20 protein-coding genes are annotated in these 22,873 nt (G+C 44.6%); 10 read left to right on the top strand and 10 right to left on the bottom strand.

Annotation, left to right across the window (positions count from 1 at the left end):
- Nucleotides 1-238 precede the first annotated feature (238 nt).
- The 3 genes from H8K55_RS04615 (at nucleotide 239) to H8K55_RS04625 (ending at nucleotide 2,580) form a co-directional block, all read left to right on the top strand.
- Entirely contained in the window at nucleotides 239-1,282 is a 1,044-nt protein-coding gene (locus tag H8K55_RS04615) for a RelA/SpoT domain-containing protein (protein WP_186940897.1), read from the top strand.
- A gap of 550 nt (nucleotides 1,283-1,832) precedes the next feature.
- Nucleotides 1,833-1,994 carry a YhfG family protein gene (locus H8K55_RS22270; RefSeq protein WP_186940898.1) on the top strand — a complete coding sequence of 54 codons (162 nt, stop codon included), beginning with the start codon at nucleotides 1,833-1,835 and terminating at the stop codon, nucleotides 1,992-1,994.
- Complete coding sequence (locus tag H8K55_RS04625; protein WP_186940899.1) at nucleotides 1,984-2,580, top strand: putative adenosine monophosphate-protein transferase Fic; 597 nt, start codon at nucleotides 1,984-1,986, stop codon at nucleotides 2,578-2,580. The genes H8K55_RS22270 and H8K55_RS04625 overlap by 11 nt, the downstream gene beginning before the upstream one ends.
- Before the next feature lie 129 nt (nucleotides 2,581-2,709).
- Here the strand turns inward: H8K55_RS04625 and H8K55_RS04630 are convergent, their stop codons facing one another.
- Nucleotides 2,710-3,582: a HipA domain-containing protein gene (locus H8K55_RS04630; protein ID WP_186940900.1), complete on the bottom strand. Its 873-nt coding sequence runs from the start codon at nucleotides 3,580-3,582 to the stop codon at nucleotides 2,710-2,712.
- A gap of 389 nt (nucleotides 3,583-3,971) precedes the next feature.
- Between H8K55_RS04630 and H8K55_RS04635 the strand changes: the two genes are divergently transcribed.
- From H8K55_RS04635 to H8K55_RS04650, 4 genes are all read left to right on the top strand, one after another.
- The gene (locus H8K55_RS04635) at nucleotides 3,972-4,973 is read left to right on the top strand and encodes a retroviral-like aspartic protease family protein (protein WP_186940901.1); all 1,002 of its coding nucleotides are present in this window, start codon (nucleotides 3,972-3,974) and stop codon (nucleotides 4,971-4,973) included.
- A gap of 666 nt (nucleotides 4,974-5,639) precedes the next feature.
- A complete protein-coding gene (locus H8K55_RS04640; RefSeq protein ID WP_186940902.1) occupies nucleotides 5,640-6,386 on the top strand; it encodes a hypothetical protein in 747 nt (248 codons plus the stop codon).
- Between the two features lie 49 nt (nucleotides 6,387-6,435).
- A complete protein-coding gene (locus H8K55_RS04645) occupies nucleotides 6,436-7,011 on the top strand; it encodes a C39 family peptidase (protein ID WP_186940903.1) in 576 nt (191 codons plus the stop codon).
- A 454-nt stretch (nucleotides 7,012-7,465) separates the two neighbouring features.
- Nucleotides 7,466-8,182 (top strand): hypothetical protein, encoded by a 717-nt coding sequence (locus H8K55_RS04650; RefSeq protein WP_186940904.1) that lies wholly within the window; start codon nucleotides 7,466-7,468, stop codon nucleotides 8,180-8,182.
- A 163-nt stretch (nucleotides 8,183-8,345) separates the two neighbouring features.
- Here H8K55_RS04650 and H8K55_RS04655 read toward each other — a convergent pair whose 3' ends face one another.
- Complete coding sequence (locus H8K55_RS04655) at nucleotides 8,346-10,031, bottom strand: formate--tetrahydrofolate ligase (RefSeq protein WP_186940905.1); 1,686 nt, start codon at nucleotides 10,029-10,031, stop codon at nucleotides 8,346-8,348.
- A 189-nt stretch (nucleotides 10,032-10,220) separates the two neighbouring features.
- Between H8K55_RS04655 and H8K55_RS04660 the strand changes: the two genes are divergently transcribed.
- Nucleotides 10,221-11,360 carry a tetratricopeptide repeat protein gene (locus H8K55_RS04660; RefSeq protein WP_186940906.1) on the top strand — a complete coding sequence of 380 codons (1,140 nt, stop codon included), beginning with the start codon at nucleotides 10,221-10,223 and terminating at the stop codon, nucleotides 11,358-11,360.
- A 71-nt stretch (nucleotides 11,361-11,431) separates the two neighbouring features.
- Here H8K55_RS04660 and H8K55_RS04665 read toward each other — a convergent pair whose 3' ends face one another.
- The 3 genes from H8K55_RS04665 to H8K55_RS04675 all read right to left on the bottom strand — a co-directional run bounded on the left by H8K55_RS04665 (nucleotide 11,432) and on the right by H8K55_RS04675 (nucleotide 13,679).
- Nucleotides 11,432-11,995 (bottom strand): hypothetical protein, encoded by a 564-nt coding sequence (locus H8K55_RS04665; protein WP_186940907.1) that lies wholly within the window; start codon nucleotides 11,993-11,995, stop codon nucleotides 11,432-11,434.
- A 2-nt stretch (nucleotides 11,996-11,997) separates the two neighbouring features.
- A complete protein-coding gene (locus H8K55_RS04670; RefSeq protein WP_186940908.1) occupies nucleotides 11,998-13,053 on the bottom strand; it encodes a DUF885 domain-containing protein in 1,056 nt (351 codons plus the stop codon).
- 116 nt (nucleotides 13,054-13,169) lie between these two features.
- Nucleotides 13,170-13,679 carry a hypothetical protein gene (locus tag H8K55_RS04675; RefSeq protein WP_186940909.1) on the bottom strand — a complete coding sequence of 170 codons (510 nt, stop codon included), beginning with the start codon at nucleotides 13,677-13,679 and terminating at the stop codon, nucleotides 13,170-13,172.
- A gap of 701 nt (nucleotides 13,680-14,380) precedes the next feature.
- Between H8K55_RS04675 and H8K55_RS04680 the strand changes: the two genes are divergently transcribed.
- On the top strand, nucleotides 14,381-16,798 hold the full coding sequence (locus H8K55_RS04680; protein WP_186940910.1) for a phosphocholine-specific phospholipase C: 2,418 nt from the start codon (nucleotides 14,381-14,383) through the stop codon (nucleotides 16,796-16,798).
- An 81-nt stretch (nucleotides 16,799-16,879) separates the two neighbouring features.
- On the opposite strand, the gene H8K55_RS04685 is transcribed toward H8K55_RS04680, so the two are convergent.
- Complete coding sequence (locus tag H8K55_RS04685; protein ID WP_186940911.1) at nucleotides 16,880-18,175, bottom strand: metal-dependent hydrolase family protein; 1,296 nt, start codon at nucleotides 18,173-18,175, stop codon at nucleotides 16,880-16,882.
- A gap of 37 nt (nucleotides 18,176-18,212) precedes the next feature.
- Nucleotides 18,213-18,590 (bottom strand): GFA family protein, encoded by a 378-nt coding sequence (locus tag H8K55_RS04690; RefSeq protein WP_186940912.1) that lies wholly within the window; start codon nucleotides 18,588-18,590, stop codon nucleotides 18,213-18,215.
- A gap of 242 nt (nucleotides 18,591-18,832) precedes the next feature.
- Here H8K55_RS04690 and H8K55_RS04695 point away from each other — a divergent pair, with 242 nt between their 5' ends.
- A complete protein-coding gene (locus H8K55_RS04695) occupies nucleotides 18,833-20,458 on the top strand; it encodes a FimV C-terminal domain-containing protein (protein WP_186940913.1) in 1,626 nt (541 codons plus the stop codon).
- Here the strand turns inward: H8K55_RS04695 and H8K55_RS04700 are convergent.
- The 3 genes from H8K55_RS04700 to H8K55_RS04710 form a co-directional block, all read right to left on the bottom strand.
- A complete protein-coding gene (locus H8K55_RS04700; protein WP_186940914.1) occupies nucleotides 20,413-21,768 on the bottom strand; it encodes a serine hydrolase domain-containing protein in 1,356 nt (451 codons plus the stop codon). The two genes, H8K55_RS04695 and H8K55_RS04700, sit on opposite strands and share 46 nt — an antisense overlap.
- Before the next feature lie 119 nt (nucleotides 21,769-21,887).
- The gene (locus tag H8K55_RS04705; protein ID WP_186940915.1) at nucleotides 21,888-22,328 is read right to left on the bottom strand and encodes a hypothetical protein; all 441 of its coding nucleotides are present in this window, start codon (nucleotides 22,326-22,328) and stop codon (nucleotides 21,888-21,890) included.
- Entirely contained in the window at nucleotides 22,318-22,842 is a 525-nt protein-coding gene (locus H8K55_RS04710; RefSeq protein ID WP_186940916.1) for a hypothetical protein, read from the bottom strand. Before H8K55_RS04710 ends, H8K55_RS04705 begins: the two co-directional genes overlap by 11 nt.
- Between the last annotated feature and the right edge of the window lie 31 nt (nucleotides 22,843-22,873).

Raw genomic sequence — 22,873 nt, forward strand, 5'->3', positions numbered from 1 at the left:
GTTTTATGGAACATAAATTCTAAAATTGAGACATACTAAATCTTCCATAATTCTAGGTTCTTCTGCTCCATTACAGCATGCGAAAAACCTAAATTTATTTCAAAATGAAACCCAAAATGAAGTGCAAAATTACTTAAAAAATATTGAATTAACCGAATAAACAACATTAACGATTCACACATAAAAAATTGACTTAATATACTGCCTATCCCACAAAACTTCTCTACGACCCGAATTTATGAGCATAGAAAAAAATATTCAAAAATACTCAAAAGGCGAAGTAAATAGAGCTGGCATCAAATTACTTGAGAAAAATGATTCTGAATATGCCGCTGCAAAAGTTATTTTAGACAACTGGAGAGCATGTCATATTACGCCCCTAAATGGCTTTCAGAAAGCACTCCGAAAAAAATTGGTTAAGATTGACGATAGTTCGCTAGTTTCACAGAGATTGAAGCGCACGCCTTCGATTCTTTCGAAACTAGAACGCAATCCCAAAATGCTTTTGTCGAGAATGCAGGATATTGGAGGAATTCGAGCCGTAGTTAAAAATATTCAAAAAGTCCGTGAGCTAGAAACTGCATATAAAAAGGGAACAAGAGTATTTTCAATCGTAGACGGTGGAAAAGATTATATAAACTATCCTAAGACATCTGGGTACCGTGGCATACACCTAATTTTCAAATGTAAAAATGGTTTTTCAATTGAACTTCAAGTTAGAACACATATTCAGCATGCGTGGGCTACCGCAGTAGAGACCATGGGAACCTTTCTCAATAATTCTTTAAAATCAAGCGAAGGACCTGAAGAATGGTTAGAATTTTTTGCTTTAGCTAGTTCTGCGTTTGCAATTTTAGAAAACACGCCAAGAATTCCAGGGCACGAAAATTTATCCGATCAACAAACGTTTGAAAAAGTACTACGAGTTGAAAAACAGCTTGATGTACTGAATAAATTATCTGGATTCAGAGTGGTCGCTAGGCATATAAGTAACGACAAAGGAAAAGGGAAGTACCATTTAATCACCCTAGACTTAGATTCTATGAGAGCTAACATTCAAAGCTATGAAGCGAAGTATATCAATGTTGCGAACATTGAATATTCAAGAAAAGAAGCGGAAGTAAATTCCGGAAAAAATTTGCAAGTAGTATTGGTCTCATCGGAGTCGATAATTGCATTGAAAAAAGCATATCCGAGTTACTTCTTGGACGCAGAACTTTTCTTCAAACAAATAGCTACGATTCGCAAGCGCCTAGAAAAAAGAAAAACGACTCTCAAATAACGACTTTTTTAGCAATACATATTTTTTAACTTAATTCCGAAGATTCGCTCGTTTAATGTTACGCCCAATAACCTAAAATGATTTGAAGCATTGGACTTATAAGTGTATATGTGGGCGCCTCAAAGAAAACCTTTGATCGAGATTCAATGCGAAGCACTTCCGGGAGCAATACTCAAGCTTTACGAGGGCCGCATTTCACGACCAACGTAACGCATGGGGTCGCGCCTTGAATCCAAGCATTCAAAACCTAATTTCGAATCATTCTCAAGCCTACTGTATCAAAAACGCTAGGTTCACTTGCGACAACATCAAATCGCTGTTTTCGCTGCTGCCAGCGAAAAGAAAGCCACAAATCAAATACCAATTTCCCACACTTTTCAAATAATCAATAAAACCATCAAAATTTGCCATTCACCAAGGCAAAAAAACACCAACCTTGCAGCAAAGTATTGTCGATCAAATGGACTTTAACCTAAGCGAACACTTGCTTGGTCATAGTCTCGGAAGTTGGCGTATAATTTTAAAGCTAACAACTTAAACGGATATTGTTATGTTAAGCAATGAAAAAAAGCGCGAGATTTTTCTAAAATCACGGACAGCAAATTATCAAGCGAGCCTGCGTCTTGAGGGTTTGAACCCGCGTCCTACTGTATCAAACAAAACTGCAACGCTGCAGACAGCTACCCCACCAAAAACCAAACATGTCCGATAAATACGGCACAGGACAAGACAAGCAATACTGCTATCCTAGTTCAGGGGTGCTCATCAACCAACTCGGTATCACCAATGAAGCAGATCTAGAAGCGGCAGAGGTCGATCTGACTCAAGCGCGTATAGAACAATTCGAACCAAACTTTAACGATATTTCATTTTCTGCGCTGTGCGAAATTCATCGATTCTTATTTCAAGACATCTACCATTGGGCTGGTCAGATTCGATCGGTTGACATAAGCAAGGGTGATACCCGTTTTGCGAATATGACTAGGATCGAGCCTGAAGCAAACAAGTTGTTTCTGCAATTAGGACAAGAAAACTATCTACTCAATTTATCCCGTATACAATTCATTGCACGTTTGGCGCACTACTACTGCGAACTCAATATTATTCATCCGTTTCGCGATGGAAACGGACGAACACAACGACTGATGTTTGAAATCATATGCATTAACGCGGGCTATGAAGTCAATTGGAATTCAATTGAACGCTCTGAATGGATTACTGCCAACATTGCTGCTTATCATGGTCAACTTGAGGCACTCGCTCAACTTCTCAATAGCGCAATGACTGCCATCGAATAATTTTCATCACACTATTTCAAAGTACTGCACAGGCTTTGATCACAAATAATGTCTCTGCATCTCTTTCATGTTGTACCTCACTTTATTACCAATTGCCTGACAACATGGAGCTTTGATATTCACTCTACATCAAGCAACAAACCGATCAATCCATCCAGCATTCACCCCAGCAATCCGCCGAAAATCCAAACTAATACGCTCATCAACTTCAAGGCGACGCCAAAACACTCTGGCCGCACTTGCCGCAAGCAACCAAATTTCACGCTCTTTTGGCAAAGGCAAAGCAGGATTCAATTTCCGTTCAACCAGCTCCACCCCACGCTGCGGTGCATACATCATCGGTAGCATGTCATAAGCCGGAGCCAAGCACATATCTGGTAAGAAAGCGAGATTACCGTCGTGCATATCTGTGTTGCCTATCATGCGACCAAACTGCTCCAAGAGTTTTATTTGTTGCGCGGTTTCTTCTGAGATGTAATTCGCATGCAAGAGCGCATCTGCACCGTCTGACCGATTGCCTGTTCCACCAAACAGTGCCGCATTCAATTCATGCCAACTGCAAACACCAGAGCGTCCAAATTCGCCATGTCGATCAAAGCGATCGACCTCATAGAATGTACGTCCTGCAAATTGGTAGATGCGACTGTTCGCTGCTTTTAGTTTTAGGGTGTCGTTGATCGTTGTTAAGGCTAGGTGTTCGCAGATCAATAGGTCAGCCCAACGATGTTCTTGTGGGGTGTCATCTTCACCAGAGAATTTGACGATCACATGCGTTGGTACATCGCGCGCGCGACGTGCGGTGAATTTAGGAAACTCACCGGCCGCCGAAGAATCGGCGATGCCAAAATTGAGCGCTTGCAGTGCGTAAGTTGGATACGCAGCCGCGATTTCATCATCGTTTAAGAAATGTGCTGCTTGTTGCTGTGTATTTAAGAAGCGACGTAATGCCTGTTCTCCAATGATGTAGTTACCGGGTTGATCTGCACCAAGCACACTCAACATGCAACACATCATCCTCACTCCATCTTGTTAGCGTCTCATCGACCTGCATTAGCGCGGCAAACTGAATATCATTCCTCCATATCGTGCTGGTAATAGATGTGCAGTCCATTTCTCTTTTTAAGTCATTGGTCAATGCAGTTATGAAAATGTGCTTGAGTTCAATCAAGTGTAGTCAATGAACTGATGAAAGTATCGCAAGCTATCATTCCAGAACTGACAAGGTCGAAAACCTTTTTGGTCAGGCATTGACTACGTTAAAATGACGCAGTTCCAATTCACCGCTCGATAACGTGAGTACAAATTCATTTCCATTCTGAGCAACGCAACCAGCATTTCTCCGATTACTTAATTTCTCTGAACAACAATACTCTATTTCTTCTAAAAATCCGATGCAGAAACTCCGTCAACAGCTCCCAATCATCCTCGCATTCATCACATTGCTGTCCAGTACAACAAACACTTTTGCCCAGGATGCACCAAAGCGCTGTCGTTACATTAACTCAACAAAACTTCAAATAGAGTTAACCAACCAACAGGCCTTCGTCATTGGCAGTGTCAATCAAAAAGCCGCAAAACTCCTAGTAGATACGGGTTCCTACAATACGGTAATTGGCTACAACTTCGCGAAAAAAAATGAATTAGTATTGGCACACACCGATACCATCAGCTATGGGATAGGCGGGGAAACTCGTGAATACAAAACCAAGCTTCAAGAATTTTCAATAGGCACAATCAAGGGTGGGCAAACGCTATTAAAAGTTGGCTCTGAAAATGCCACAGAAACTTACGATGGATTAATTGGCGCTGATTTTCTTTATCAAAGCGATCTCGAAATTGCAGTCAATCAGGGCGTACTTCGATTTTTCACTCCGCAAAATTGTGAAAATTCGTATCTGGCCTATTGGGACAAAAATGCCAACGAAGTTGATCTGGAGTTAGGCTATAAATACGACGCCCGACCCAGTTTTTTTGTCACCATCAATGGTCAGCGAGTGCGGACCATCCTCGATACTGGCGCGCAGGCAACGATCATTAATGAGGAAACTGCGAGAAGCCTAGGCATGAAATTTTCCACCTTGAGTCAGCATCAAGGTAGCGCCGTAGGGATTGGAAAACGCACGATGAAAATCCAAGCAGCGAGCTTCGAAAAATTTCAAATTGGTGAAGAGTTGATAGAAAACGCGATGATTAGTGTGGGCGATCTTTGGGCAAATTCTAAGTTAGACAAAACCAGTCCAGAGATTACGTCACATCTAAAAGATAGTGCCCAGCTCATATTAGGAATGGATTTCATTCGCGAGCATCGGATTCTCGTTGCACTCAGCCAACGCAAAATATATATGAGCTACCTAGGTGGCCCACTCTTCATGTCCGCAGAAAAAGATAACTGACGTCAACATTCTTCTATTAAGAAAACGAACCACATGGGGCGATATCCTCACTCAGCTATCCTCACTCAGCTATCCTTAATCAGCCATTCTTACCATGGCCTGAACCTACTGATTTCATGCGACATCAGGCGAAAATACAAACTCTCCTGACCTCCATTTGGTAGATAACAACTTAATCTGGGGCACTCAAAGGAGGACACCCTATTTCTTAAACTTAGATAACTCCCCCATCCCGCGAACAAATCACTTCCTCGAATTTGCATGCAATGCAATGAACTTGACGAATGTTCGCACATCTTTGTGCATATCAAAATCGGTGCAAATGAACGCGATAAAAACGTCATTAATTTCGGCTTCGCCAAGGAAAAATTTAGATTCAAACAATTTGTATACGACAAGACACGCGATTTTAATTAAAACTGTATTTATCGTTGTGTATGAAATCAAAGAATAATATTCACGTCCTTTCTAGCAAATCCAATTTTTTAATTGGTCGCCGTTTTTTCCTAAAAGCCGAATAAATTATCTTCCGGCGATCTGTGTTTTGCCCGTTTTATCCTCACTTCTCCCTCTTTTGCCTTGCATTCTGCATTCCACCATTATTCGTTCAGACAAGAAGTTCATTCTTGTTCGAAGATCAAATAACTCATTATGGAGATAGTCAGAATGAAATTAAATTCAAAAATCATCACGCTCGGAGCGATATTGAGCGTTTCGCTACCCGTCCTCGCCTACCAAGGCTTAATCGAAAATCGCTTGATAGAAGGTCAAGCCATGGTGTCGACCAAACAAGCTTTACAAAAGCGTGAGCCTGCAGGCTTGCGCGCTGCCGCCGAATTAGGTCTCAGAAAATTTGTCGCCGAACTCAATGAAGGCGAAGATCCAAATAGCATTCCGAGTAATTACCCATTCAGTGTGGAAAGCATCTCACAAATGAAACAGGCAACTTTGGATTTTGCATTTGAAGTCTTTACCACCAATCCCAATAACATCAGCAATAGTTCTGCGCCTTTCGATCGCATGTTAGCCGGCACTGGCAACTGGAAAGTTATTGTTATGGTCGATAAAAAACCGGTCGGTTTGATTGATCTTGTAAGTGAGAATGGTAAGTGGGAAGTACGCTCTGCAGGCGCGGCAAAAACTGCGGAGAAAGTTGCGGCGTTAGCCAAATCGCATTCAGGTGGCGATGCATTCCGTTTTGTGAGAATTCATGCAGCAAGTGCGGATTTTTTGGAAACCAAAGCGAATTCTGGGGAATTTAAATATGTGCCGCTCAGCTCAGACACGACGCTCATTGGTTTATCAAAAAACGCCTTGAATGAAAAAGAAGAAACCAGGGAAAAGAGTTCTAGCGAAGTGCTGACCCAACTCAAAGCTGCCGTAGCCCGTTCTTCCAAATCAAACAATCAATGATCAAGTTCAACGTCGACTTCGATCTACTTTCTGAAATAAAGGAATCACTATGAAAATCAAACGTCTAATCCTGTGCGCACTTTTCGGTCTATCACTGACATCACTGACAGGCGCTGCACATGCCCAAAACAAAAGTTTAGCTGTACCTATGTATTACCAGCAATATGACCGTTGGTGCTGGGATGCTAGCAGTCAAATGATGATGAAGTTCTTAGGAAAATCAGTCGCTCAATGCACCATTGCAAACTGGGCATTAGGCGTCACCAATGCCTGCAATGGCCCAAGTAGTGGCCCGCGTGCCGCATGGAATAATGCCGCCAATGGTTCGCCGGGATGGGGATGGGAAGGTGTCATCATGGCTGCATGGGGTCTGCCTGGTGGTTATTACTATACACGCGCGTTAACTCAAAGCGAAATCGTTTCTGCCATCAATGCGAACAAACCTATCGCTCTGGAATGGGCATGGAATTCCGGTAGTGGTCACGCAGTTGTAATCACAGGCTACAAGAGCAATGGCGCGACGGTCTTAATCAATGATCCTTGGGACGGTCCAGTGGCAATGAGCTACGCCTATGCAAAAACACCTAGCGGTGGCTATTGGGCATATAGCGTCGTCGCTAAGTAATTTTATTACTCGGTCAAAAGCTCAGATATAAACTTAGTTATAAAGCACGAAAGCGAGCCATATGTTGCAAACCAACATATGGCTCTGCTGATATCTATATGAAATTGAAAACGCACCATTATCAATTCTAGCCAAACTGCCACACTCGACTTCCAACGCAAGCTAAGCAGACCGATCTTGAGCTAGTGAATTTACCTAGTGCATTCATATACCCCGACAATTGTCATATTGTGGATTAGCCAAATTCATCGCATTCTGAACTCGTAGCGATGTCGTAAGTGCTCATGACGTATTCAAATGCTGCTCAGAATTAATACGCCAATTTTCTGTAGCCGAAACATATTCGTGACGATGAGTTGCTACAACGCGCCAACTTAACAGGTGTAAATCGAGTACGCGTCAAAACCAAATTTGAGCAGTAACGCAATTTATTTTAATGAATGGTCAGCGACTTATGTTTGTCATCATCAGCATCATCAATCCCATCGTCAGGAAGATTGCCGACATCTTAGGCAACGCTGGTACAGAAGTCATATTCGTTGATCCCTACCTCTGGGAAATGGACTCTGCGAATCCATATAAGGATGACGACGAGCTGACTCATCATTCCAACATCACAGAATTGAAAGAGCAGATCAATAATGCTGACGCCGTTTTTATAGGGATAGTAACGAGCACCCATACTCCTCCAGTTCCCGTGGGGAAAATGGGCTTACGAGAACAGATATTTGCGACCCTACAACAAGTCAAAGTGAGACACTTGATCACACTCAATTATCTCAATCCCATTATCGCTGCAATGAATAGTTGTGACAATGATTTATATCACGGTGAAGATCTCAATATCATCGCCGAAATCAGTGCCATGCATACCACCACCGATCAACATAGCGCGCCAGACATGCAAGAATTTTGTATGTGCATGCTCACTATGTATCGCCCTTTGGCGCAACAAAATATGTTGGTCTATCAAGAAATTTTAGAAGATATTTCACTCGTGATTGCACGAGAATTATTATATCGAGGCGCGCATTTTAATCGTCGTAGAATCGACTTTGAAAATGGCGCTTCGTATACTCAGTCCTTGCACTGCAAAGTATCGCGCCGAATCGATCGCCACAATTACCGCTGGCGATCTGTAGAATCCCATTTTTGTCATGTAAGTACGTGAAGCTTAGGTTGCGCATGGGGCAAGACAGCAAAAATATCTGCCTAAGAATCACGCGCATACCGTACTTAGCGATTCTATCAATCCGTTTCTATCAATCCGTTGCTATGGGTCACGGACTCAAACTACAAGCTTCGATTGGCTTAAATTGGCTCAAATCAAAAACTCAAGACAAACCACTAATCACGCCATTATCATCAATATCTATATGCAAAGCAGCGGGCACGGCTGGCAATCCCGGCAAGCGCATAATTGCCCCTGTAATCGGCACTAAGAAACCCGCCCCCGCTGCGATTTCAAATTCCCTCACCGTTAGCTCAAAACCGCTAGGTCGCCCAATCAAGGCTTCGTTGTCAGAGAAGGATTTTTGCGTTTTTGCGATGCAGATAGGCAAGTGTCCCAATCCAAGTGCTTCTATATGCTTGATATCGGCTAAAGCTTTGGCTTGAAATACCACAGAACCAGCACCGTAGATTTTTTTAGCGACAGTTTCTACCTTGGTTTTAATGTCGCTGTTCCAATCATAGATAGGTGTATAGCGTCCATTGAAGTTCTCTACCGTTTCGACGACTGCACGCGCCAATTGCGTCGTACCTTCACCGCCCAGAGCCCAGCCTTCCGACAAAGCAACGTGTGCGCCTAATTCTTTACAGCGTGTTTTTAAGAAATCTAATTCTTCATCGCTATCACTACTGAAACGGTTGATAGAAACCACGGCGGGCAAACCAAATTGCGCGATGTTTTCTAAGTGCTTTTCAAGATTTGCGCAGCCTGCTTTTAGCGCGCCTAAATTAGGTGTAGTTAAACTTTTCAGACATTGTCCACCATGATATTTCAGTGCACGTACGGTGGCAACGATCACCACTGCCGAGGGGCTCAAACCTGAGTAGCCACACTTAATATCAAGGAATTTTTCTGCACCTAAATCGGCACCGAAACCTGCTTCTGTGACAACGTAGTCCGATAAGGATAAACCGAGTTTAGTTGCCAGAACGGAGTTAGTACCTTGTGCAATATTCGCAAATGGGCCACCGTGGATAATCGCTGGATTACCTTCTAAGGTTTGCACCAAATTCGGTTTAATAGCATCTTTCAACAAAGCGGCCATCGCGCCCTGTGCTTTTAAGTCTCGGCAATAAATCGGCTTGTTGTCATAGGTATCGCCGACATAAATATTACCTAGCTTAGTCTTTAAATCCTGAAAGGATTCTGCTAAGCACAAGATCGCCATGATCTCTGATGCAGCGGTGATATTAAAACCCGCTTCGCGTGGATTGCCGCCGGGGCGACCACCGAGACCAGTAATGATGCTGCGTAAGGAGCGATCATTCATATCCATGACGCGCTTCCACTTCACCGTGCGGGGATCGATGCCTAAACTCTCTTTTTGAAAATAGATATTATTGTCGATCAACGCCGCTAATAAATTATTTGCTTTTTCTATGGCCGAAAAATCGCCGGTGAAATGCAAATTAATATCTTCCATAGGTACGACTTGCGAATAACCACCACCCGCAGCCCCGCCTTTAATACCAAAAACTGGGCCGAGTGAAGGCTCACGCAAAACTACGGTGGTTTTCTTGCCGATGCGGTTCAGACCTTCCGTTAGACCAATGGATGTCGTCGTCTTGCCTTCGCCCGGCGGGGTCGGCGTGATCGCCGTAACCAGAATTAGTTTGCTCTTCTTTATTTTTTCTGGGTCAATCAAATGCAAAGGCAATTTAGCCTTGTACTTGCCATAGTGTTCGAGATCATCGACTTCTACGCCTAATACTTGGGCAATCTCGTTGATGTGTTTGAGTTTCGCGCTCTGAGCAATCTCTAAATCGCTTTTAACTTCGTGTTGTGCCATCATCATCTCTCTTATATCAATTTTATGAATAGTCGGGAGTCTACTGTTTCTATCTTTTGGATGTCGACAATATACAGAAAACCAGGAAAAACTCTTAATATTTATCGTACATTTTTTGAATAAATGACTAAAATAGAACTAAGGCTTTCAAAAAATAACATGCGCAAACAGATCAAATAGGGAACTATTATGCGTGCATTTCTCACACTTCTTGTCCTACTGAGTTTGAGTGCTTGCAGCACAATTTCTGCGCCACTCAAAAGAGAACAAATCGTCTGGCAAGACCAGCTTTTCAAGCAAGAGCAAGCGCCTCAGATTCTTAGCAAAGACGAAATTTTCGAGCTTAGCCCGGCGCTAAAAGCGCAATTGTTAAAACCCGAAGTTCGGAATCTGTCTGTCTATTTACGCACAAAATATTTTCTTGAATTAGTGTATTCGCCGGAAGTTTCACCATTTGTCTACAACCCTAACGACACTACTATTGCCAGAAAAACTTGGGAAGACAAAAGTGGCAATTGCATCTCACTGACGATACTCGCCTATGCCGTTGGCAAAGCGCTCGATTTGCCTATCACAATGCAAGATGTTGATGTACCTGTGCAATTTGACCGTCGAGGCAACATCGAGTTTCTTAGCTCGCATGTGAACGCGATTATATTGCACAAAGGGTTTTGGTTTGAAGGTGACTCAGAGCAGCGTGGCAACCTGATTATTGATTTTGAGCCGCAGACTATGGTATTACAAAGAGGTCGTGTTCTCAGTGAGGATCAAATCCTCTCGCGTTTTTACAATAATCTTGGTGCTGAATATCTGGCAAAAAAACAAAAAAACATTGCATACGCTTACTTCAAAGCAGCCTTAATGACCACACCAGATAATTCATTAGCACTCAACAACCTGGCGCAACTTTATCTGCAAGTTGGTGCCCAAGAAATTGCAGAATCCACTTTAAGGCGCGCATTGATTCATAATCCTGAAGATGCAATCGTTATGCGCAGTTTGCAAGAGTTATTACGCTCGCAGAAACGTGATGGTGAAGCCGAACTATTATCCACTGCGATTAGAGCCAGCAATGAAAAAAATCCACATTACTGGATAGGTTTGGGTATGTATGCAATGAGTAGAAATAACTTCAAAGAAGCGATACGCAGTTTTGAAAAAGCAGAGACAATGGCGAGCGGGTTTGCCGAAATCCACCAAAACCTCGCCGAAGCCTACATGAAAATAGGTGATATGGATCGCGCAAAAACAGAGATCAAGAAACTCATCAGCCTGGTTCCTGCGCATCCCAAGTCAAAGTTATTGGGGACCAAGTTTGCTGCACAATAAAAAGACCGAAGACAAAAAAATCCATAGAATACCTTGCCATTTTATGGATTTTTCTCACCTTCAACACGGACTCAATGATTCAACATTTGCTGACTGGTCAACATCACTGGAATATTACCGTAGTCATTAAATGCTTTAAAAAAATCTTGCATCACAAATGGTTTATTTTCCAGTTCCAATTGTTTAGCGCGCTGCGCCATCAGGCGCTCTATCAAATATTTTCCGACTACATAACTAGTACCATACCCGGGTTGACGCAAGTATAAGTGCTGTTCAAATTTAATCAAATGCGGTTCACGTCGCATCCAGTTGCGTGGCGTCCAGTCGAGATGCATACGACTAGCTTCTTCCATATTTTTCATATTCGCGTGCGCATATAAAGAACCGAGGCCACGCGCAGCACGTTGTGCTAGGAGTATCCATACCAATTCGCGTGAACGCGGACTGTCATCGTGCAACCCCATATGCATGAACATTTCTTCTACGCCAGTCGCGACGCCTTCATTTCGGTTATCCCAAATGTTATACAACAATGGGCCGCGCCGGATTGGACTCGCATGCGGCTCATCTCTTACCTGTGCCAGATCAAACCAATGGTACCAATGACAATACAAAGCAGAAGGATCGTAGTGCAAGGTTATTGCAAAAAATTGCGTTTATCTTCGGGGACAAAATTTTGCAAATGTTCGCGCAAGGCTGGCTCCATATTCGCTTTAATCGGCATCACCTGCTTGTCAGCTAAAAAGCGCATGAGTTTGCTGGCGGCACGATCAGCCATTGCTTTGTATTCGGCATCTGTACTCGCCGCGTGCATGGGTGGCAAATCTTTATTCCGCTGTTCCTCCAACTTCAGATTTGCCCACGCGCGATCTAGTTCGCGCTGTAACAAGTCGACTTCTTGTTGCCAAGTCATGGGCACCAAATGCACATTTTTTTGATACCAGGTGTAATTGTCTTTGCCTATGCCTGAAGGTCCTGTCTTGCGTGCCGCCAGCGCGCTCAGCCATTGAATAAAATCCGTGTTCGCTGTTAGCGCCGCTGTCAACGCTTGCTTAAGTGCGGGACTCGCATAGCTAGCAAGGTCTTTTTCTAAGGACTTTAATTCGCTTGCCTGCAACTCAAAAGTATTGATTCCCGCCATCCACAGATCACGAGCATTGCCAGTCAGATTGGTTTTTGCCTGGGCAAGCAAAGGCGGCATCACCGCCAACTCTTTTGTCAAGCGCAGTTGATCTTGTTCCGACAGTGGGAAGCGATACTTCCACACTTCGATCGTTGCGTGATTGGTAGGCCCTTCACGTGCAGGAGTATCACTCGCCTCCGTATAAATGCTTTGATAAAAAGCGGGATCACGCACCCATGGCTGCAATACACTTTGATTGAACTCATAGCCATTCATTTCTGCATCGACGATTTTCCAATCAACTTGCTGTTCCACTGTCCAAGCTTTGGTATCCATTGCCATCAATCGAGCATGTAAACCTCTAGCCTGTTCCATCGCAGCCAATCTGGTTTTCGCGGTGTAATCCGGTGCCCCGTTTTTCAACACTGGGCGTTCAAACGCACGCCACTCAGTAAAAAGTTGTAATAAGTCTTTGTAGCTAGCCTGCTGCACTTGCAGCTTAGAATGTGTTCCAATTTTCTCACTGGCGTGGGCATCTACATGCAACATTGTGCCAGTTACGCATAGCATGATGAATGATGCAATGATGCTTATTTTCTTTATTCGCATTGACGGACCTTTTTGCTTTCAATTAAATTGCATGCTCATTTCAATCGACCATGTGTGACTTGGCAAATCAAAATCTCTTATAACACTCTGGAAAACTGCACCTGAAAGAAATATTGCATCTTGCACGCTTTACCGCCACATACTGCAGGTTTATATTTGGTTTCCATCAGCACTAGTGACGCCACTCGCGTAATATCAGGATCCGGCGATTCATAAATCGACACCGACTGTGCTTCACCAGTACTGGAAACATCGACCGTCATCGTCAATACTCCTTTTGCTGCGACGTATTGCTGTGTCTGCGACATTTTTCTGTGAATCTCACGCGTACCATACAGAGGATATGGCGGCTCATCGTTTTCGGGCATATTGTCATACACACTGCGGATTGCTTCTTTTTCCTCTTCGCTCAGTTCTTGATAACTTCTGTCCATTGATATCGACGAAGTTGCGACCTTCTTCTTCAAACTTGTACCTAGTGCCGGCGCATCTTCGCTAATAGACTTTCCATCTTTAGATTGCGCATAGAGTTCATTGGAAAACATAGAAAACCCAGCAATCATCATCACACAAATCAACTTCTTCATTTCACATCCCTTCATTTTTCATTACATTTCGCATTTCTTTTCGCATTATTTTTCGCATTACTTTTCGCATTATTTTTCGCATTAAACTCAAAACTCAAAACTCAAATATCGACTCGCCATTCACAAGCAGAGTTCATCACTCTTCTTCAATGCGGTTTTTCATCTCAACACTAAGGCTTCGTACATCCATAAATCACACTAATATTTTTATCAATTCTAACTTCCCCGAGCAATCACAACTTATCAAGCTAATACCTGAATCTGATGCCTACACTTCCATTTTACCGATCAGATTAACGCCTACTTTCAAATCGCGGCACGATTCTTTGATCGCACATTTGACATCTTTCGCAAACGATATTGAGCGACTTCCCGTGGCTACTAGTGACTAATGGTAACTACTGGCGAAAAGTAAACATTGTATCAATTGGCGCTTCAACACTTCTAATTAATTCTCCTCATGGCTTTACCAAAGACATTTTTCTTGACCGCTATCCCCATGTCATTAAATGGTCATTTTAAATAGAGAAAATAATACAGTTGCGATGTTGATCCATCGTATTCAATCACGAAGTCAATAGTGGTAAGACCCTAGGTCTGCAAGCCGACGATATTTTCGTTTGAATTTTGCTCACAAAGTAGAAATTGCAGATGGCCATTATTCGGTTCATCAACACTCTTTTTTTAAATCGAATTCAAACATGACTACACTAACTCGTCGCACCTTTCTCGCTAGTACGGCTGCTGGAGCCGCGGCTGCCAGCATGCCTAGCCTAGCTCAAGCGATCACGCGCGCGCTCGCCATCCCCGCCAACAGTAGAACCAATAGCATCAAAGATCTTGAGCACATCGTCATTTTGATGCAAGAGAATCGCTCTTTTGATTCTTATTTTGGAACGCTGGCCGGAGTTCGTGGTTACAGCGATCCACGTGCGCTCAACCTGCCTGACGGCAAGGCCGTATGGTATCAACCCAATGCCGGCAGCTACACTTTGCCTTATCACTTTGACGTACGCAACACTAAAGCTTTACGGATAGGATTAGACCATTCGTGGAAAGGCAGCGAAGCGACTTGGAAGGATTGGAATGTCTGGATCACCAAAAAAACGGTGCGTTGCATGGGCTATTTTAATCGCACTGACCTCCCATTCTATTATGCGCTGGCCGATGCTTTTACGACTTGCGATGCCTATCACTGTTCCGTGTTTGGCCCCACTGATCCAAATCGTTTCTACGCCTTAAGTGGGCATTCTCCGAACAACATTACCGGACTATCGGATGGCAGTTTGTATAACGTCACGAATGGCATTTATAACGCCGATATCGCCAACGATAAGCCTACAGCGAAAGGCATAGAATGGAAGACCTATGCCGAGATTTTAGAAAGCAATGGGATTAGCTGGAAGGTGTATCAGGAATGGGATAACTACGGCGATAACTATCTGCAATATTTCAAAAATTTTCGGGTTGATGCGAGTGGCAAACCACTCACCCCAAATTCTCCGCTCTATCAAAAAGCCCGCACCATGGCTCCCGGCTCCAACTCTGGTAATGCAGTTGGCACGACCGGCCAATACTTGATTGACCAATTTGCTGCCGATGTCAGGAACAATACCTTACCGAAAGTTTCCTGGATTTGCGCGCCGACTGAATATTGCGAACACCCAGAAGCCACGCCTAATGCCGGAGAAAATTTTACGGCAAGACTGTTATCGGCATTAGTCGATAATCCGGAAGTCTGGTCTAAGACCGCACTGATCCTGACCTACGATGAGAACGACGGCTACTTCGATCACATGCCGTCGTATCTGCCACCGCCCAATGCTGATCGCGGCAGAACCACACTGGCAAATGCGACGCAAGGCGAGCTTTACAACAATGAATCGATAGGTCTCGGCCCACGTGTGCCGGTGCTCGTGATATCGCCGTGGAGTAAAGGTGGCCGCGTATGTTCAGAATTATTTGACCATACTTCACTCATACGTTTCATGGAAGAATGGCTAGTGCAAGGCTTAGGCTATGCACGCAGCAATGTGCAATGCCCGAACATCTCGCCTTGGCGCCGCGCGGTGTGTGGTGATATGACACGCGCGTTCAATTTTGCGGCAGCGAATACGGATTGGGTTGCCAGCATTCCGCGTACTGCGAATTATTTCAAAGGCTGGGGGAGTGCAGATGCTTTGCCGCCTGCAGTCCAAACGATGCCTACGCAAGAAGTTGTGACTAGCGGCGTACCTAGAGCGGCCTGTCCTTTAGCGTATCGCTTGGTGACAGAAGGTGTGACGCATCTGAGCAATTCTCAGTTTAGTCTCAGCTTCATCAATATAGGCAATATGGCCGCAGCTTATCGTGTTTATTCTAAGCTACGCACTGATGGTCCTTGGCATTACACGGTCGAAGCTGGCAAACGTATCGACAATGAAGTGTTTAACTGGTCGGGCAATGAATATCATCTGGTGGTTCACAGCGCCAACGGTTACCTACGCGAATTTGCAGGTGCTTTTAGCAACAGTTCACGTGGCGCTGAAGTTAGTTTGGTGGACGACGTGGCTTCTAAAGCAGTGCGAATTGATTTCAAAAATTCCAGTAAGACTGCCTGCCGTTTCAAGCTCATCGATAAAGCCTACGGCGATCGCACGGTTTATACCTTCGACACCTTACCGGGCGAAACCAAATCGGTGCTGAAGTCACTCATCAATAGTCAGGGTTGGTATGACTTGAGTGTCAGCATTGAAGGTGACAATACCTATGTACGTCGTTTTGCCGGACATTTAGAAGGTGCTGGACTGGACTACACCGATCCTGTTCTCAATGGCATCAATCGCGGATCGACGCCGCCTGAAGCTGTAAGTTTTACTTGCCCTGTCAGCCAAATTCGTAGCACGGAGGCAGTCACAGTGAATTGGAAAAATCTCGCCGCCAATCCTAAGAATTGGATAGGTGTGTATAAAGCAGGAACAACACCGGGTTCCACACCTTCAACAAAGTGGAATTATGTCACTACGGCAGACGGTAGCACTAGTTTTAGCGGTCTGAGTGCAGGTTCGTATTTCATCGCTCTCTTCTTGAACGATACTTATCAAGAAGCCGCTCCACGCTTAGCTTTGAGTGTGATCTAAAAAGCTAGCTCAACGCCGCATCCAAACTTCACTCGCCCATCGCTTCATTTGCTTTGGGCGAGCAAAGTTGCGGAATTTAAATTATGGCAGTTGTACCACTTTGCCGTCCTTCATCACTAGTTTCACTTTACGGATGAATTTGATGTCAGTTGATGGATCTCCTTCAACAGCGATGAAGTCTGCCAGTAAACCCGGGGCGATACGTCCTATTTTGTCTGCATAACCAAAGGCTTGCGCATTAACAGAGGTTGCTGAGCGCAGCACTTCTAGCGGCGACATGCCGTAGTCCACCATCAATTCCATTTCGCGGGCATTATCGCCATGCGCATAAACACCGACATCGCCGCCCATGCACATAGTCACGCCAGCTTTCAATGCTTGCGTAAAGCTCTGACGCTTTGCCAGTATTCTTGCGGGTTCTGGATTCACCCCTTTTTTCCAGCCACGATACTGTTCAATCGCATCGCCCGCTGCCAATGTTGGGCAAAGCGTTACTCCTTTTTCTTTCATGCGTTTAAAGACTTCGGGTGTGCCGCTATCGCCATGTTCTATGGTGGAGACACCGGCTTCGATAGCACGCAACATACCTTCAGGGGTCGATGCATGTGCGACTAGTTGGCGCTTGCCGCTATTCGCGATTTTCGCCATCAGGCTCATTTCCTCTACCGAAAAAATCGGAACGGATTCACCATCGCGGCCAGCACGATAATCAGCATAGACTTTAATCACGTCCGCGCCTTTTCCGATCTGGCTGCGGACTTCATGCGAAACTTGCTCCAAGCCCGACACTTCAGCAGCACCTTGCGGCAAATCCAGATCAGGATTTTGACTGCGCGGACCATACGCACCCTTGGCAACCAAAGCCTTGGTCGCAATGATCATGCGCGGCCCCGGAATCACTCCCTTCTCTATCGCGCGCTTTAAGCCAACATCATCATACTCAGCGCCTTCTGTCCCCAAATCACGCACGGTGGTAAAGCCTGCGCTCAAGGTTGCCTTTGCATGATTGCTGGCGCGTAGCACGCGTTCCGCGCGACTTTCTTTTAATACCTGATCATCCCAACTCACTTCATTGTAAGGATGTAGCAATAAATGCGAATGACCTTCGATTAAACCAGGAAGCAAGGTCATGCCTTTTAACTCTATCACCTGCGTATCGGCTGCCAATTTAAAACGCATAGCACCGGCTTCGACGATCTTATTATTTTTCACCAAAACGACCCAATCGGTATGCATTTGCTGGCCATCAAATACGCGATCTGGTTTCAGCAAAATGCTGTTGTCTGTTGTACTCGCTGCATTGGCTGCAGTGGCTACACTAATCATTGTGGCCAGAGCCGCGATCCCTAACAGTGCTGGTGAAATTTTTTTGAACATGGTCAGCAATCAAAAATTCAAATTAAAAAATGGAAAATTACAAAGTTTTATGCGCCAGATCAGCCGCGTGTTGTTCCCAATTTTTCCCATCAAAACCGACGATTTTCACAACAGCAGGCTGGGTTTTCAGGCACCGTAAATTAACATCCATCCCATCAGGATTAGAGCGTGGTACATAGAAGGGTTTGATCCCACAAATCTTACAAAATTTGTGTTCGGCGACTCCGGTATTAAAACGATACACAGTCAAATGATCAGCACCAGACAATAATCGAAACGCACGCTGTGGCACGATCAAATGTAAAAATCCTGTCATCCGACAGATGGAACAATTACAGTCTTCCACCTCAACTTCATCTGGTGCATCCACCTCAAATTGCACCGCACCGCAATGGCAACTACCTTGATAAATCATTTAGCGCTTCCAATCTTTTTTCGAAATAGACGAAAATTATTCTCTGGGAACAATTTCGTTTAGCTTTAAGGCATTATTTACTTCCACAGAGAAACTAATATTACCGCAAAGAACGCTTATTTCTGTACTTCAACAGAACTGCTGCTGATAGTGTGTGATTTATGCAAACTTGTCGCGATATATCCTGATTTCCAGACAATCTACCTTAAAATTCAAGCACTTCTTTTTAGGATGACAGTGCTATGGCGATCTCTGCTTTGCTCTCACGCAATCTACGGCCTTACTTGACTGCTCTGGTGTTTTGCTTCAGTTTCAGTCTCTATGTGCCCATCCATGCACAACAGAACAGTGAAGTTGGCGCTAATCAAAACGCATCGCCAACTACACAGCAAAGTAATACCACAGCGAACAGTACACCTTCGCAGCGTGCAATGTTGCAACAAGAATTACACAATTTACTCGCTGAAAATACCCGTATCAATAAAGAAAAAATTCAATTCCTGGAAGCTCAATCACAACGCGTTTTTTGGACGCAGTGCCTGATCGGATTTTTAGTGTTAATGATGTTGATCTCCTTGTTTTCATTTTGGCGCTTGCATGTGCAGCACAAATTCCAACATGGTATCGATGCACTGACCACATCTTTAAAACACTTTCAGGATTCGCTATTTTCGCTGTCTTTCATTGATACGTCGCAGCTCAGTACAGTCAGCAACATTTCTTCATTTCATATCGCAACACCAGAAGCCGAAAATTCTGCACCACATACTAATAGCGCTTTTCGTAAAACGATTAACCCGAACACCGGCACCCATGGCGATGAATTTTCTGACATACGCGGGTTCTTCGACGCTTGGTTAAATGTGTACAAACCAGGTGACCCACGTTACGAAGAAGCTTTAGCGGCAGCGAATAAACCAGAATCGCCACGCCCATGGTTACACATGCTCGATGGCTTTTTGCAAAACAAAGATCAGCACGGGTTTGAATCCATCAGTAAAGAAATTAAGAAATTTTTTAACGTCAAATTGCACGCCTGGCAATCACACTCAGCGACTGAAAAAAAACAGCTGTCTGACTACCCGCACGTGCAAAATAAAATATTAGAACTGTGGCCGACCGACGAAGTCGTCGTTTATCTGGAGCGTTTACTCAATAATTCGCGTATGAGCCCACGCGAAGGTTTTGATCTGAATATTTTTGAACAATTAGAAACGCTATTTGAATTGGCACAACAACCGAACAGGCCTCGCCGTCTGCCACATCTTAAGAGTTTGGGCATTGCAGATTTTTTATTTCACACGTCACCATTGTCTAAGCCAGAAGTCATCAACAATTCAGTACCTTCAACTAAGCCTGTACACACCACCACTACAAACAGAACTGAGGCAAACTTAGAAACGGAAAGCAAGCATCATTCAGAAAAGACGGCAAGTAATTTATCCCCAACTGAAATCATCAACAAGGTCGCCTCAGCAGCCCCTGTTGCATACAAAAATCCGATACAAGAGCAAGCTCTGCAGCCTAGGTCGGAACAGGCACAGAAACAGGCAAGCACCAAGTTAGCGCCCGCACAGAGTCCGACACAAGCTATCGAAGAAACAGTTGCTGAAGTGATTAACGAGCAATCCGTATTTGCCGCGAATGAAGTGCGCTTACAACTAGCGCATGCCTACATTGATATTGCGGATAGCGAGGGTGCCTGTCTCTTATTGGAAGATGTCATTCAGGAAGCGGTGCCTGCCCAGCAAGAACAAGCAAGGCAGTTGCTGATGCAAATCGAAAAAAAGCAGGCGCGTATTTGTGGCAATAGTGAGGAGATTTATTTTGCGGATAGCTCCGCGCTGACTGCAGCAAAAAAAGCCTGATCATCAATCATCGCACCGCCGCTAGGTTGCGGCTGCGCACCCCATACAACGATCACTAAATTTTGGCGCGGGTTAATGTACAAATATTGACCATGGATGCCAATCGCACTGTAAGCAGCATCTTGCAGTCCCGCACGTGAAGTCACTGGCCACCACAAATAGCCATACGGGATTAGCGTGCCATCCCGCAAGGTTTGCGGTGTCGTCGCCTCATAAGTCCAGCCCACAGGCAAAACCATTTCTTTGTTCGCTAATCCACCAGCCAACATAAACAAGCCAAAACGCCCATAGTCGCGTAGATTCGCGCTAATGCCGCTACCACCTATCTCTACCCCATTCGGCGAATCTAACCACCAATAGGCGTCTGCTTCCATCCCAAACCGGCTCCAGATTCGCTCGGATAAGTAGCTGGATAAAGACTGCCCCAATGCATTACGCAATAACTGGGCTGCGACTTGTGTTTCACCCGTGTTGTAATTAAAGCGTGTACCGGCGGCGGCCTGTTGCGGCAAACTCGCCATGACTTTCATTGCGGCACCTGACACTTGCGCGATCTGCGCTTCTAATAAATGGCGACGATCTGAACGCGGGTCGGAATACGCTTCGCTCCAACGCGCACCGGAACTCATCATCAAAACATCGCGCACGGATGCCTGTTGATAGGCGCTAGATTTGAGATTGGGGACATACTTAATCACCGGGTCATTCAGGCTTTTAATTTTGCCGTCTCTGAGCGCAGCACCGATCAAGGTGGACGTAATTGACTTAGCAATCGACATCGACATCCAGCGTGTCTTGGGCGTATTTCCATATCGATAGCGCTCCGCCTGAATTTTGCCATCTTTAATAATCAAAAGAGCGGCAATTTGATTGAGCTCCAGATATTGTTCTAATGAAAAATGGCGACCGCGATCAACAAAGTTCACATTAGTCAGTGGCTTCGTTGCTAGTGGCAAGGGATAAGGTTTGCCAGACTTGGCGATACGATTTACAGGAAACAAGCGATCGATATTACGGAAAGTATTGACCGCCATCGCTGGTGATAAAACCCCATCGTAAATTTGACGGACTGTACCTATGCTTTCTTGAGCATGTGGGTAGCTGGCGCTGGCGCTTGTGCTAGTGCTGGTGTTTTTGCCAGACGAAGCTTGGGTTTCTTTCGCTTGCAAGCCGCATGGTATGGCGACGACCAAAGCGATCAGGCTGAGCGAGCAAATCAGCTGTTTGAATCTGACTGCATCAACTATTCTGAAGTCCTTAGTTGAATTTGCAAAGGTTTGTACAACGGGATTTCCTGGTTGATTCTTCATCGGACAGCCTAATAAAAAAAACGAAAAGAAAAGCGCAAAAAAATGATAAACGCATTATCGCGGATATTCTTCATTTTTTTGCGCCCTGCTTTGAGACTATCGACTAAATTCACAACAAGCTATTGCGCAACCCGATGCAAACTCAAATCAACCGTCGTCGCTTCTTTGCTCTTATTCGACCACATCCAGCAATAATCCTGCGCCACTTTAACTTCAAATTGTTCGGCAACCGTTTGCTTTGCTTGATGTTTCACTGGTACGCTGAGTTTTTTTCCTTCGTGATAATGAATATTAAAGTCCAGTGCTTGCTGGCTCTTATATTGCCAGTCAATTTTTAGCCCAGCGGGCAATTTTCCACAGACTTCCAAAAACCCACCGGCTTTGATTTCAGCGCTATGTTGAAATTGCCCTTGTTCATTCCACTTCAAATCGACCAAACCTGCTGCCGCATGTTGACTGAAAAAAAACGTGCTGGCAAGCAACGCCAAGCCAGCCGAAAAGTGTAACTTCGCTGTTATCTTCACTGTTATCTTCGCTCTCGACTTCGTATCAATGTTCATGCTGGTGCTCCGGCTCTGGTTTCGCTGAACTTGCTGCTTTAGCAGAAGATTTTTTCGCTATCGCAAATGGCGTGAAACGGGCTTGCTCCGCTGGCTTCCCTGCCATTGTGACTGTCAATGCAGCTTTCAAGTTAGCAGTCGACGCATAGGAGGCTTTTCCGACCAAACGATTTTCGCCTTCTGCTTGTAAGTTAACAGTCAACTTATTCGCGCCTTGCACCAACGTCAAGCTGGCGCTGGCACCCTTAGTGGACAAAGCTTTACCTGCGTGATCTGTCACAAACACCGTGACGGAATTCTCTTTCGCTGTTTTGCTATCTTGCACTAGCACCAATTCAAAATGATAAACACCGGCCATACGAGTTTGGCCGCCGTTCGGTGATTTGATGGAATCGAAATATTTATCATCGTGTGCAAAGGCATTGCCCTTACTCATACTCAGGCTCAGACTCATCCCCAACAAGGCAAGGAAGATTCCCGCTACAGATTTATTCACATATTGACGCAAACTCATGCTACTTTCCCTTTCAAAAAACTTCTAAAAA

This window comes from Affinundibacterium flavidum, from assembly GCF_014284175.1.
In the GTDB taxonomy this organism is placed as follows: domain Bacteria; phylum Pseudomonadota; class Gammaproteobacteria; order Burkholderiales; family Burkholderiaceae_D; genus Undibacterium; species Undibacterium flavidum.